The sequence below is a fragment of the Mycobacterium hippophais genome, from assembly GCF_027529605.1.
Taxonomy (GTDB): Bacteria; Actinomycetota; Actinomycetes; order Mycobacteriales; family Mycobacteriaceae; genus Mycobacterium; species Mycobacterium arseniciresistens.
On record NZ_JAPZPY010000009.1, the window covers coordinates 100,337 to 113,204 of the forward strand.

General features: G+C 69.9%; 10 protein-coding genes. 8 read left to right on the plus strand and 2 right to left on the minus strand.

The annotated features are described in order from the left end of the window. Positions 1–6: 6 nt before the first annotated feature. Positions 7–1,485, plus strand: coding sequence for an FAD-binding protein (locus O6P37_RS19070; RefSeq protein ID WP_269895546.1), 1,479 nt, complete (start codon positions 7–9; stop codon positions 1,483–1,485). On the opposite strand, the gene O6P37_RS19075 is transcribed toward O6P37_RS19070, so the two are convergent. After that, entirely contained in the window at positions 1,482–3,395 is a 1,914-nt protein-coding gene (locus O6P37_RS19075; RefSeq protein ID WP_408633211.1) for an ABC transporter ATP-binding protein/permease, read from the minus strand. The two genes, O6P37_RS19070 and O6P37_RS19075, sit on opposite strands and share 4 nt — an antisense overlap. A gap of 55 nt (positions 3,396–3,450) precedes the next feature. Further along, positions 3,451–5,346: an ABC transporter ATP-binding protein/permease gene (locus O6P37_RS19080; RefSeq protein WP_269895548.1), complete on the minus strand. Its 1,896-nt coding sequence runs from the start codon at positions 5,344–5,346 to the stop codon at positions 3,451–3,453. A gap of 210 nt (positions 5,347–5,556) precedes the next feature. On the opposite strand from O6P37_RS19080, the gene O6P37_RS19085 reads away from it, so the two are divergent. From O6P37_RS19085 to gcvH, 7 genes are all read left to right on the plus strand, one after another. Further along, complete coding sequence (locus O6P37_RS19085; protein ID WP_269895549.1) at positions 5,557–7,200, plus strand: acetolactate synthase; 1,644 nt, start codon at positions 5,557–5,559, stop codon at positions 7,198–7,200. Positions 7,201–7,285: 85 nt separating this feature from the next. After that, the gene (gene secA2 / locus O6P37_RS19090) at positions 7,286–9,622 is read left to right on the plus strand and encodes an accessory Sec system translocase SecA2 (protein ID WP_269895550.1); all 2,337 of its coding nucleotides are present in this window, start codon (positions 7,286–7,288) and stop codon (positions 9,620–9,622) included. Positions 9,623–9,632: 10 nt separating this feature from the next. Beyond that, the gene (locus O6P37_RS19095) at positions 9,633–10,277 is read left to right on the plus strand and encodes a CDP-alcohol phosphatidyltransferase family protein (protein ID WP_269895551.1); all 645 of its coding nucleotides are present in this window, start codon (positions 9,633–9,635) and stop codon (positions 10,275–10,277) included. After that, complete coding sequence (locus O6P37_RS19100) at positions 10,270–11,181, plus strand: DUF881 domain-containing protein (protein WP_269895552.1); 912 nt, start codon at positions 10,270–10,272, stop codon at positions 11,179–11,181. The genes O6P37_RS19095 and O6P37_RS19100 overlap by 8 nt, the downstream gene beginning before the upstream one ends. A 25-nt stretch (positions 11,182–11,206) precedes the next feature. Beyond that, complete coding sequence (locus O6P37_RS19105; RefSeq protein WP_264010840.1) at positions 11,207–11,539, plus strand: small basic family protein; 333 nt, start codon at positions 11,207–11,209, stop codon at positions 11,537–11,539. A gap of 2 nt (positions 11,540–11,541) precedes the next feature. Further along, a complete protein-coding gene (locus tag O6P37_RS19110; RefSeq protein ID WP_269895553.1) occupies positions 11,542–12,390 on the plus strand; it encodes a DUF881 domain-containing protein in 849 nt (282 codons plus the stop codon). Positions 12,391–12,421: 31 nt separating this feature from the next. Continuing rightward, positions 12,422–12,817 (plus strand): glycine cleavage system protein GcvH, encoded by a 396-nt coding sequence (gene gcvH, locus O6P37_RS19115; protein ID WP_269895554.1) that lies wholly within the window; start codon positions 12,422–12,424, stop codon positions 12,815–12,817. The last annotated feature ends 51 nt before the right edge of the window (positions 12,818–12,868 follow it).

Here is a 12,868-nt window from a genome sequence, read left to right on the forward strand (position 1 = left end):
GCAGCAGTGACAACCGAGATTCCCCAGACCGTCGACGCCGCGGACGTGCCGGACTGGGCCGACGACGTCGACGTCCTGGTGATCGGCTTCGGCATCGCGGGCGGATGCGCGGCGGTCAGCGCCGCCGCCGCCGGCGCCAGGGTGCTGGTGCTCGAGCGGGCCGCCGCGGCCGGCGGCACCACGTCGATGGCGGGCGGTCACTTCTACCTCGGCGGCGGCACCGCGGTGCAGCAGGCCACCGGCCACGACGACAGCGCCGAGGAGATGTACAAGTACCTCGTCGCGGTGTCGCGCGAGCCCGACCACGACAAGATCCGCGCCTACTGCGAGGGCAGCGTCGAGCACTTCACCTGGCTCGAGGACCTGGGCTTCCAATTCGAGCGCAGCTTCTACCCCGGCAAGGTCGTCGTCCCGCCCGGCACCGAGGGCCTGTCCTACACCGGCAACGAGAAGGTGTGGCCGTTCACCGAGAAGGCCGTGCCCTCCCCGCGGGGCCACTCGGTGCCCGTCCCCGGTGAGCTCGGCGGCGCCGCGATGGTGATCGACCTGCTGCTCAAGCGCGCGGACGAACTCGGCGTCGAGATCCGTTACGAGACCGGGGCGACGAACCTCGTGACGGCCGACGGGGCCGTGATCGGCGCGACGTGGAAGCACTTCACCGAGACGGGGGCGAGCAAGGCGAGGTCCGTGGTGATCGCCGCGGGTGGCTTCGCGATGAACCCCGACATGGTCGCCGAGCACACTCCGGCGCTGGGCCACAAGCGCAAGACCAAGCACCATGGGCTGGTGGAGCCCTACATCCTGGGCAACCCCAACGACGACGGCCTCGGCATCCGGCTCGGCGTGTCCGCCGGGGGAGTCGCCGAGAATCTCGACCAGCTGTTCATCACCGCCGCCGCCTATCCGCCGGAGATCCTGCTCACCGGCGTCATCGTCAACAAGGACGGTGAGCGGTTCGTCGCCGAGGACTCCTATCACTCGCGCACGTCGGCCTACGTCCTCGAGCAGCCCGAGCAGATCGCCTACCTGATCGTCGACGAGGCGCACATGGAGATGCCTGCGATGCCGCTGATCAAGTTCATCGACGGCTGGGAGACCGTCGAGGAGATGGAGCAGGCGCTCGAGATCCCGGCCGGCCGCCTCGCCGCGACGCTGCAGCGCTACAACGAGAACGCCGCGCGCGGTGAGGATCCCGACTTCCACAAGCACCCCGACTACGTCGCGCCGCAGACCGAGGGACCGTGGGCGGCGTTCGACCTGTCGCTCGGCCGGGCCATGTACTCCGGGTTCACCATGGGCGGGCTCGCGGTCTCCATCGACGGAGAGGTGCTGCGGGAGGACGGCTCGCCGGTCGCGGGCCTGTACGCCGCCGGGGCGTGCGCGTCGAACATCGCCCAGGACGGCAGGGGCTACTCCAGCGGCACGCAGCTGGGCGAGGGTTCGTTCTTCGGCCGGCGCGCCGGCGAGCACGCCGCCCGCCACTAGGCCGGGGCGGGGTCCCGCTCGATGTCGTTGATCCGCCACTCGCCCTCGCCGAGCAGTTGCAGTTGCCTGGCGTGGTGCTGTTCGACCGTGCTGCGGTGGCTGACGCTGACGACGATCGTGTCGGGCAGCTCGCGGCGCACCAGCTGGTAGAGCATCAGCTCGAGCCCCTCGTCGAGCGCCGAGGTTGTCTCGTCGAGGAACACCGCCTTCGGGGCGGTCAGCAGGATCCGGGCGAACGCGATGCGCTGCTGCTCGCCGGGTGAGAGCACCTTGGCCCAGTCCTGCACCTCGTCGAGGCGGTCGGCCAGGTGCGGCAGCGCGACCTGCGCCAGCACCCGCCGCAGGTCCGCGTCGTCGAGCGAGCCCGCCTGGCTGGGGTAGGAGACGACGGTCCGCAGGTCACCCAGCGGCACGTAGGGCAGCTGCGACAGGAACATCGTCGCGTTCTCGTCGTCGGGGTATGCGATCGATCCGGAGGCGAAGGGCCACAGCTGGGCGAGGCTGCGCAGCAGCGTGGTCTTTCCGCTGCCCGACTCGCCGGTGACGACCAGTGTGTCGCCGGGCTCGAGGTGCAGGTCCAGTGGGTTGACCAGCTGCCGGCCGTCCGGGGTGCGGACCTCGACGTCGTCGAGTTGCACGGTGCCGTCGCCGCTGTCCGACCGGTCGAGTTCGGGCAGCGCCCGGCCCTCCTCGTTGGCGATCACCAGTCCGTGCAGACGGATGATGGCGGCGCGGTAGCCGGCGAAGTTGTCGTAGGCGTTGCGGAAGAAGGACAGTCCGGTCAGCAGTTCGCGGAACGCGCCCGCGGTCTGGGTGAGCTGACCCAGCGTGAGTTCACCGTTGTAGAACCGGGAGAACTGCACCAGGTACGGGATGACCTCCTGGCTCTGGGTGATCGCGAAGTTGAAGCCGAGGAAGCCGGCCATCCGGTTCACGTACTTCTTGTAGTTCTCCACGATCGGGACGAACCGCCGTCGCAGACCGCTGCGCTCGGCGAGCTCACCGCGGTAGAACGCGACGGCCTCGGACGCGTCGCGCAGCCGCACCAGCGCATAGCGGAAGACGGCGTTGAACTTCTCGTTGTTGAACGACAGCCGGATGATCGGCCGGCCGATCGCGAACGCGACGACGGTGGCGACGACGATGTAGACGATGCCGATCCAGAAGATCGCCCGGGGCAGCTCGTACTGGATCACCGGCAGGGTGATCGGCCCCGACAGGTCCCACAGGATCTTGGTGAAAGCGAACATCGACGCGATGGCGGAGACGGCGCCGAAGAGCAGGGTGGAGGTCGACGTGTTGCCCGGCGTGTTGGGCTGCGAATTCACGCCGGTGGTGAAGATGTCGATGTCGGCCTGGATGCGCTGATCCGGGTTGTCGATGGTGTCGTCGATGAACCGGGAGCGGTAGTACGCCTTGCCGTCCAGCCAGTCGCCGGTGAGCTGATCGGTCAGCCAGGTGCGCCAGCGCAGCATGAACCGTTGCGCGGCGAACAGGTCGAGCACGATGAACACGATGTTCAGCACGGCGAGGATCGCGAAGATGGTCAGCGACATCCAGAAGCCGTCCGCGCCGGACTGCTTGACCGCCTCGTCGCCCGCACCGACCCCGGCGGCGATCACCTGGAAGCTCGTCATCATGTCGTTGCCCTGGAACGAGAACAGCACCGACAGCCGCACGCTCGCCATGACGAGCAGCAGTAGGCCCGCCAACCAGGCCCACACGATGACGCTGTCCGGCCCGGTGAAGTAGCCGCTGGTGACGCGCCAGAACTGCCGGCCCCAGGTGGTGGTCTTGGCGATCAACACCAGGATGACCAGAGTGGCCACCGCGGCGTACAGCCAGCCCCTGGCGATCCATTCCAGCGACTCCAGCAGCTCACTGCTCCAGTCGAGGCTGGGCACGAACATTCCGTCCATCCGGGCAAGGTACCGCGAGCGGCTGTGCGGAGTGGTCCCGGACGCGTCAACCGGGCGTGGCGGGGCCCAGGTGCCAGCGGCCGTCGCCGACCAGCTGCAGCCTCCGGCGATGCATCTGCGCGACCGTGGCGCGGTGGCTGACGCTGACCAGGATCGCCTCGGGTAGCTCCGCGCGCAGCAAGTCGTAGAGCATCAGTTCCAGACCCTCGTCCATGGCCGCGGTCGACTCGTCGAGGAACACCACACGGGGCCGGGTCAGCAGCACCCGGGCGAAGGCGACGCGCTGCTGCTCTCCCGGGGAGAGCACCTTGGACCAGTCCCGCACCTCGTTGAGGCGGATCACGAGGTGGGACAGCGCGACCCGCAGCAGCGCGGACTGGATGTCGCGGTCGTCGGCGACGTCGGTCGGGTACGACGCGACCGCCCGCAGGTCGCCGAGGGGGAGGTAGGGCAACTGAGGGAGGAACATCGCCCCGTCGCGGCCGCCCGGAAGCTCGACCGTTCCCGACGCGAACGGCCACATGCCCGCCAGGCTCTGCAGCAGCACCGTCTTCCCGATGCCGGACGGTCCGCTGACCAGCAGTGAGTCGCCGGGGGCCAGCTGCAGCGACAGGTCGCGGATCAGCGCCGTCCCCTCCGGGGTGCGCACCTCGACCTCGTCGACCGCGAGCGCGCCGTCACCGGCGGCGGCCACCTCCACCCGCCCGCCTGCCGCGGCGTTGCGGTTCTCCCGGGCCAGTCCGTCGAGCCGGATGGTGGCCGCGCGGTAACTGGCGAAGTTGTCGTAGGCGTTGCGGAAGAACGACAGCGAGTCGTGGATGGCGCCGAACGCCTGGGCCGACTGGATGACCTCACCGAAGGTGATCTGCTGTGCGAACAGCCGTTGCGCCTGAACGATGTAGGGCAGCGGGTTGATCGCCTGGCTGGCTGAGGTGTTCCAGCCGATGAACAGCATCATCCGGTTGAGCCAGTGCCGGTAGTTGTCCATCACCGCCGACAGCCGTCCGTCGAGCAGTCGCCGTTCGACGTGCTCCCCGCGGTACATGCCCACGGCCGCGCCGGCGTCGCGCATCCGCACGAGCGCGTAGCGGAAGCTGGCGTTGCGCAGTTCGTTGACGTAGCTGTACCGGATCATCGGCCGGCCGATGACGAACGCGACCACCGTCACCGCCAGCACGTACGCCAGCACGATCCAGAACAGCGCCCTCGGCACGGTGACGCCCAGCCAGCTCAGCGGCCCGGACAGTTCCCACAGGATGATCCCGAAGAACAGCGCCGACAGCACCGCCTCCACTGCACCGAAGACCAGCACGTGGCTCGAGGAGTAGGCCGGATTGTTCGGCTCGGCGCCTGCGCCGGTGGTGAAGATGTCGATGTCGGCCTGGATGCGCTGGTCGGGATTGTCGACCGGTTGACGCCCGAATTGCATTCGAAAGTAGGCATTTCCGTCGAGCCAGCGGTGAATAAAACGGCGGCTCAACCAAATTCGCCACCGCATGATGAACCGCTGCGTCACGTACAGATCGGCGAGCAGCCGGATGACGTAGCAGACCGCCAGCACCGCGAACACCAGCATCGTCGACCAGAAACCCTGCACGCCCGTGGCGCCCGCGCCGGCTCCCGAACCGGTCTGGAAGGCCACCTGCAGTGCGGTGAACAGGTCCCTGGCGTAGTAGGTGAGCAGGATGCTGATGCGGACGGACACGATCGTCAGCAGCAGCAGCACGGCCAGCAGGCCCCACGCCGGAAGACTCTGCCTGCCGGTGAAGTACCGCCCGGTGATGCGGACGAACTGACGCCCCCACGCCGTGGTCCGACCGATCACGGCGGCAACCACGACCAGCACCGCCACGGTGACCAGGAAGACGGCCAGCACCCACACGGCCGAGTGGACGGGCTCGACGCTCCAGTCGATCGACGGGCTGAACGTCGCGGTGTCCATCCGGCGGTACCTCCCTCGGCCGCAGGCCGGTCAGCGCGAAGCTACCGCAGACCGGCGCCGGTAACGGGGAGGTGGCGCACCGTCAGCCGCAGGTGTTGCCCAGGTACGCCAGCATGGTGGAGTTGACATCTGCGGTGGGCGCCGCCACGACGTGCACGAGTCCATCGCGGTGTGCACAGTCAGAGCGTATGCCGCCGATATGCTGCCGCCATGAGCAATGAGGCTCCTGCCGAACAGGGCGTGAACGCCGGGCATCTGATCGCACGGCGGTTGCGCGCCAGCGGCATCGACACGATGTTCACGCTGTCGGGCGGACACATCTTCCCGATCTACGACGGCTGTCGGGCCGAAGGGATCCGGCTGATCGACACCCGGCACGAGCAGACCGCGGCGTTCGCCGCCGAGGGCTGGTCGAAGGTGACGCGGGTGCCGGGTGTCGCTGCGCTGACGGCCGGTCCGGGAATCACCAACGGGATGAGCGCGATGGCCGCCGCGCAGCAGAACCAGTCGCCGCTGGTGATCCTCGGCGGGCGGGCACCGGCGATGCGCTGGGGCCAGGGCTCGCTGCAGGAGATCGACCACGTGCCGTTCGTCGCGCCGCTGTGCCGATTCGCGGCGACCGCGCAGTCGGCGGGCGCGGCAGCGGGTCTGGTCGACGATGCCCTGCGGGCGGCGGTCGGCGCGCCCTCGGGGGTGTCGTTCGTCGACTTCCCTATGGATCACGTCTTCGGCGCGGCACCGGACACCGCGGAGCCGGGCGCGCTGACGGCGCCGCCTGCGGCCACGCCGCCGGACGGCGCCGCGCTGGACACGGCGGTGGCGCTGCTGGCGTCGGCGGCGCGGCCGGTCGTCATGGCGGGCACCAACGTGTGGTGGGGCCACGGCGAACGGGCGCTGCTGCAGCTGGCCGAGGCGTTGCGGATCCCCGTGCTGATGAACGGGATGGCGCGCGGCGTGGTGCCCGCCGATCACCCGCTGGCGTTCTCCCGCGCGCGGTCGAAGGCCTTGCGGGAGGCCGACGTCGCGCTGGTGATCGGGGTGCCGATGGACTTCCGCCTCGGCTTCGGCGCGGTGTTCGGCGAGGACACCGCGGTGATCGTGGCCGACCGCGCGGCGCCCGCGCGGCCGCACCCGCGCCCCGTCGCCGCGGCGCTCTACGGCGACCTCACCACCACCTTGACCGCGCTGGCCGGTGCGGGCGGCCGCGACCACGAGGCCTGGGTGGCGGATCTGCATGAGAACGAGAATTCGGTGCGGGCGCAGGAACAGGCCGACCTCGACGACATGCGCACGCCGCTGCACCCGATGCGGGTGTACGCCGAACTGGCGCCACTGCTCGATCGCGACGCGATCGTGGTGATCGACGCCGGCGACTTCGGCTCGTACGCGGGCCGGATGATCGAGAGCTACGTGCCGGGGGCGTGGCTGGACAGCGGACCCTTCGGCTGCCTGGGCTCCGGGCCCGGTTATGCGCTGGCCGCGAAGCTGGCCCGGCCCGAGCGGCAGGTGGTGCTGCTGCAGGGCGACGGTGCGTTCGGCTTCTCCGGGATGGAGTGGGACACCCTGGTTCGGCACGGCGTCAACGTGGTGTCGGTGATCGGCAACAACGGCGTGTGGGCGCTCGAGAAGCACCCGATGGAGGCGCTGTACGGCTACTCGGTGGTCGCCGAACTGCGGCCCGGCACCCGCTACGACGAGGTGGTGCGCGTACTCGGCGGGCACGGCGAATTGGTCAGCACGCCCGACCAGCTCCGCCCGGCGCTGGAGCGGGCGTTCGCAGCCGGCCTGCCCGCGGTGGTCAATGCGCTGACCGACCCGAGCGTCGCCTATCCACGCCGCTCCAACCTGGGCTGACCCATGCCTGCATCGCCGGCGCGGGCGGCGTGTCGACGTGCGGACACGCACACTCGCGGGGGAAGCGAACGCGTACCGTGAACACGTGCCCAAGACGACCACGCGCAGTCAAGGCCGCCTGAGCAGCAGGTTCTGGAAGCTGCTCGGCGCCACCACCGAGAAGGACCAGAGTCGGTCCCTCACCCAGGTCGAGACGTCGGCGGACTTCGACAAGAAGGCCGCCGACCTCGATGACGACCAGCTGCGCAAGGCCGCACAACTGCTCGAACTCGAGAACCTCTCCGAGTCCGCCGACATCCCGCAGTTCCTCGCCGTCGCCCGCGAGGCCGCCGAACGCGCGACCGGACTGCGGCCCTTCGACGTCCAGCTTCTCGGCGCGCTGCGGATGCTGGCCGGCGACGTCGTCGAGATGGCCACCGGTGAGGGCAAGACGCTCTCGGGCGCGATCGCGGCGGCCGGCTACGCCATCGGCGGGCGCAACGTGCACGTCATCACCATCAACGACTATCTCGCCCGCCGTGACGCCGAGTGGATGGGCCCGCTGCTGGAGGCGCTCGGCCTGACCGTCGGCTGGATCACCGCGGACTCCACCGCCGCCGAACGGCGCGCCGCCTACCAGTGCGACGTCACCTACGCCTCGGTCAACGAGGTCGGCTTCGACGTGCTGCGCGACCAGCTGGTGACCACCGTCGACGACCTCGTCTCGCCGCGGCCCGACGTCGCGCTCATCGACGAGGCCGACTCCGTGCTCGTCGACGAGGCGCTGGTGCCGCTGGTGCTCGCAGGCACCAGCCACCGCGAGACACCGCGGGTCGAGGTGATCCGCCTGGTCGGTGACCTCATCGCCGACCGCAACGCCGAGCGGTACTACTCCACGGACAACGACAGCCGCAACGTCCACCTCACCGACGAGGGAGCCCGAAGGCTGGAGGCCCGCCTCGGCGGCATCGACCTGTACTCCGAGGAACACGTCGGCACCACGCTGACCGAGGTGAACGTCGCCCTGCACGCGCACATACTGCTGCAGCGCGACGTGCACTACATCGTCCGCGACGACGCGGTGCACCTGATCAACGCCTCGCGCGGCCGCATCGCGTCGCTGCAGCGCTGGCCGGACGGCCTGCAGGCGGCGGTCGAGGCCAAGGAGGGCATCGAGACCACCGAGACCGGCGAGGTGCTCGACACGATCACGGTGCAGGCGCTGATCAACCGCTATCCCACGGTGTGCGGGATGACCGGCACGGCGCTGGCCGCCGGCGAGCAGCTGCGCCAGTTCTACAAGCTGGGCGTCTCACCGATCCCGCCGAACACCCCGAACGTCCGCGAGGACGAGACCGACCGGGTGTATATCACCGCGGCCGCCAAGACCGACGCGATCGTCGAGCACATCGCCGAGGTGCACGCCACGGGTCAGCCGGTGCTCGTCGGCACCCACGACGTCGCGGAATCCGAGGAGCTGCACGAGAAGCTGGTCAAGCACGGGGTGCCCGCGGTGGTGCTGAACGCCAAGAACGACGAGGAGGAGGCCCGCGTCATCGCCGAGGCGGGCCGGCTGCGCGCGGTGACGGTGTCGACCCAGATGGCCGGCCGCGGCACCGACATCCGGCTGGGCGGCTCCGACGAAGCCGGCCACGACGAGGTCGCCGAACTCGGTGGCCTGCACGTCGTCGGCACCGGCCGCCACCACACCGAACGGCTGGACAACCAGCTCCGCGGCCGGGCGGGGCGCCAGGGCGACCCCGGCACGTCGGTGTTCTTCTCCAGCTGGGAGGACGACCTGGTGGGCTCCCACCTGGAGCCGAACAAGCTGCCGACCGAGACCGACGAGGACGGCCGCATCGTGTCGCCGAGGGCGGCGGGTCTGCTCGACCACGCCCAGCGCGTCGCCGAGGGCAGGCTGCTCGACGTGCACGCCAACACCTGGCGCTACAACCAGCTGATCGCCCAGCAGCGGGCGATCATCGTCGACCGCCGAGACACGTTGCTGCGCACCGCCGCCGCGCGCGACGAGCTCGCCGAGCTGGCGCCCAAGCGCTACGAGGACTTGCTGGAGCAACTCTCCGAGGAGCGCCTCGAGGAGATCTGCCGGCTGATCATGCTGTACCACCTGGACCGCGGCTGGTGTGAGCACCTGGCTTACCTCGCGGACATCAGGGAGAGCATCCACCTGCGCGCGCTCGGCAGGCAGAACCCGCTCGACGAGTTCCACCGGATGGCGGTGGACGCCTTCGCGTCGCTGGCCGCCGACGCGATCGAGGCTGCTCAGCAGACCTTCGAGACTGCGCCGTCCATCGAGGACGAACCAGGTGTGGACCTCTCCAAGCTGGCGCGGCCGACGTCGACGTGGACGTACATGGTGCACGACAACCCGCTGAACGACGACACGATGGCAGCGCTCAGCCTGCCAGGGGTTTTCCGCTAGGTTTAGGCCCATGTCCCAGGCATCCGGGGGTGACGCGGGCAGAGGCGCAGCGAATCCGGCGCCGCGCGACCGGGTGCTGACGATCCCCAACGCACTGTCCGTGCTGCGGTTGCTGCTGGTGCCGGTGTTCCTGTGGCTGCTGCTGGTGGTGCACGCCAACGCGTGGGCGGTCGCGCTGTTGATGTTCAGCGGCTTCTCCGACTGGGCCGACGGCAAGATCGCCCGTTTGGTGGACAACCAGTCGTCGCGGCTGGGCGAACTGCTCGATCCACTGGTCGACCGGATCTACATGGTGACCGTGCCGATCGCGCTGGCGGTGCACGGCAGCGTGCCGTGGTGGGTGGTGCTCACCCTGATCGGGCGCGACGCCGTGCTCGCGGCGACGCTGCCGCTGCTGCGTCCCCGCGGGCTGACCGCGCTGCCGGTGACCTACCTGGGCAAGGCCGCGACGTTCGCACTCATGTCGGGATTCCCGCTGGTGCTGCTCGGGCAGCCGGTCGGCCCGGACCCGGCCCTGTGGAGCAGGGTGGTCCTGGCGATCGGGTGGGCGTTCCTGATCTGGGGCCTCGCGCTCTACCTGTGGTCGGCCGTGCTCTACCTGATCCAGTTCGCGATGGTGCTGCGCCGGATGCCGAGGGTGCACTCCGGTGGCTGACCGCAGCCGGGCGCTCGGCGGGTACGACCCGGAGGCCGGGCGCAACGTGCACGAAGCGGATGCGCCGACGCTGATCCCGGTGCCCTCGTTGCTGCGGTCCTTGCTCTCAGACCATCTCGACCCCGGATATGCGGCGGCCGCCGCGCGCCGGGCCGCCGAAGGACCGCGCGGCAGGCTGCCGGAATGGACCTGGCAGGTGCTCGCGGCCGCCGCGGTGGCGGCGGTGTTCGCCATCGCGGCGGCGCAGGCCCAGACCGCTGCGCCGGCCGCACGGGAGACCCAGCAGGTGCTGGCCGGCAGCGTCCGTTCGGCCGAGGCCACCGACGACGGCCTCGCGGCCGAGCGCGACGCGCTCGCCGCACAGGTGGACGCCGACAGGCGCAGCCGGCTCGAGGGCGACGCACTGGGCCGTCGGCTGCTGGACAACCTGGACGGTGCCACGTTCGCCGCCGCCGCCACCGCGGTGACCGGTCCGGGGCTGACGGTGACCGTGACCGATCCGGGCGTGGCCGAGGACCTCAGCGACGTGTCGAAGCAGCGCGTGGCCGGCAGCAGGCAGGTGATCCTCGACCGCGACCTGCAGCTGGTGGTCAACTCGCTGTGGGTGAGCGGCGCCGAGGCGGTCTCGGTGGGTGGGGTGCGCATCGGGCCCAACGTCACCGTGCGGCAGGCCGGCGGCGGGATCCTGGTGGACAACCAGCCGGTCACCAGCCCGTACACCATCCTCGCGGTGGGGCCGCCGAGCATGACGGAGATCTTCGACCGCACTCCGGGCCTGCAGCGGCTGCGGTTGCTCGAAGCCGCCTACGGCGTCGGTGTCGGCGTGGGGACGGCCGACGACCTCGCGCTGCCTGCGGGTGCGGTGCGAGATATCCACTTCGCCAAGGAGATCGGACAGCAGTGAGCACATCGGGGATGAACGGACACACATGATCGGGATCGCGGCACTCGTCATCGGCATCGTGTTGGGCCTGGTGTTCCGGCCGGATGTGCCGGAGTTCGTCGAGCCGTACCTGCCGATCGCCGTGGTGGCCGCACTGGACGCGGTGTTCGGTGGACTGCGCGCCTACCTCGAGCGGATCTTCGACTCGAAGGTGTTCGTGATCTCGTTCGTCTTCAACGTGCTCGTCGCCGCACTCATCGTCTACGTCGGCGACCAGCTGGGCGTCGGCACCCAGCTGTCGACGGCCATCATCGTGGTGCTCGGCATCCGGATCTTCGGCAACGCCGCCGCGTTGCGGCGCAGACTGTTCGGCGCCTGAGCATGAGCTCCGATTCGCCTGACGACACGCCCGGCCGCCACGAGGAACCGGCGGAACACCACGGCCGCCACGAGCTGCCCCCCGACGAGCCGCCCCGGCCCATCGGCGACCTGCGACCCGGCGGCGTCGCGGGCGTGCTGCGGCGCGGTCGCAGCCAGATCGTGTTCGGCACGCTCGCGATCCTGCTGTGCGTGGTGCTCGGTGCGGCGATCGTGACGCAGGTTCGGCAGAACGAGTCCGGCGACTCGCTGGAGACCGCGCGGCCCGCGGACCTGCTGGTGCTGCTGGACTCGCTGCAGCAGCGCGAGGCGGCGCTCAACACCGAAGTCAACGACCTGCGCCGGACGCTGGAGCAACTGCAGGCGTCCGGTAGCAGCGACGCCGCCGCCATCGAGAACGCCCAGGCCCGCCTCGCCGCACTGTCGATCCTGATCGGCACGGTCGCCGCGACGGGCCCGGGCGTGGTGCTCACCATCACCGACACCACACCGGGCGTGCCGGCCGAGACGATGCTCGACGTCATCAACGAGCTGCGCAACGCAGGGGCGGAGGCCATGGAGATCCGCGGCACCCGCGACGGCCAACCGGTGGCGGTGCGGGTGGGGGTGGACACCTGGATGGTGGGCACGCCTGGCGCCCTCGATGTCGACGGCGTCACCCTCAATCCGCCGTATTCGGTTCTGGCCATAGGTGATCCGCCGACCCTTGCGGCAGCGATGAACATCCCGGGTGGTGCGATGGACAGCGTCGAACGGGTCGGCGGGACGATGGTGGTACAACAGGCCGAGCGCGTCGACGTCACCGCCTTGCGGCAACCGAAACCCCGCCAATACGCTCAGCCGGTCAAGTGAACCGGCAGAGCACGACCCCTCGAGGAGCAGCGTGAGCGAGATCCCGTCCGACCTGTTGTACACCGAGGAACACGAGTGGGTTCAGCGCACCGGTGACGACACCGTGCGGGTCGGCATCACCGACTACGCCCAGGCCGCGCTCGGCGACGTGGTGTTCGTGCAACTGCCCGATGTCGGCACCGAGGTGGCCGCGGGCGATTCCTTCGGCGAGGTGGAGTCGACGAAGTCCGTCTCCGACCTCTATGCCCCCGTCACCGCGAAAGTGGTTGCCGTCAACGGCGATCTGGAGGGCACGCCGCAGCTGGTCAACTCCGATCCGTACGGCGAGGGCTGGTTGGTCGATCTGCAGCTGTCGAGCGGATCCGATGACGGCGGCCTCGACGGCCTGCTCGACGCGGACGGCTACCGCGCCACCGTGACCGAGTAGCAGTTGTTAGGGTCGTGCGGACAAGTTCGACCGACCTGACGCGGTGACGGC

Coding starts and splice junctions, on each gene's coding strand:
- O6P37_RS19075 (WP_408633211.1), bottom strand. CDS start 3,395: ATGTTCGTGCCCAGCCTCGACTGGAGCAGTGAGCTGCTGGAGTCGCTG.
- O6P37_RS19080 (WP_269895548.1), bottom strand. CDS start 5,346: ATGGACACCGCGACGTTCAGCCCGTCGATCGACTGGAGCGTCGAGCCC.
- O6P37_RS19085 (WP_269895549.1), top strand. CDS start 5,557: ATGAGCAATGAGGCTCCTGCCGAACAGGGCGTGAACGCCGGGCATCTG.
- O6P37_RS19095 (WP_269895551.1), top strand. CDS start 9,633: ATGTCCCAGGCATCCGGGGGTGACGCGGGCAGAGGCGCAGCGAATCCG.
- O6P37_RS19105 (WP_264010840.1), top strand. CDS start 11,207: ATGATCGGGATCGCGGCACTCGTCATCGGCATCGTGTTGGGCCTGGTG.
- O6P37_RS19110 (WP_269895553.1), top strand. CDS start 11,542: ATGAGCTCCGATTCGCCTGACGACACGCCCGGCCGCCACGAGGAACCG.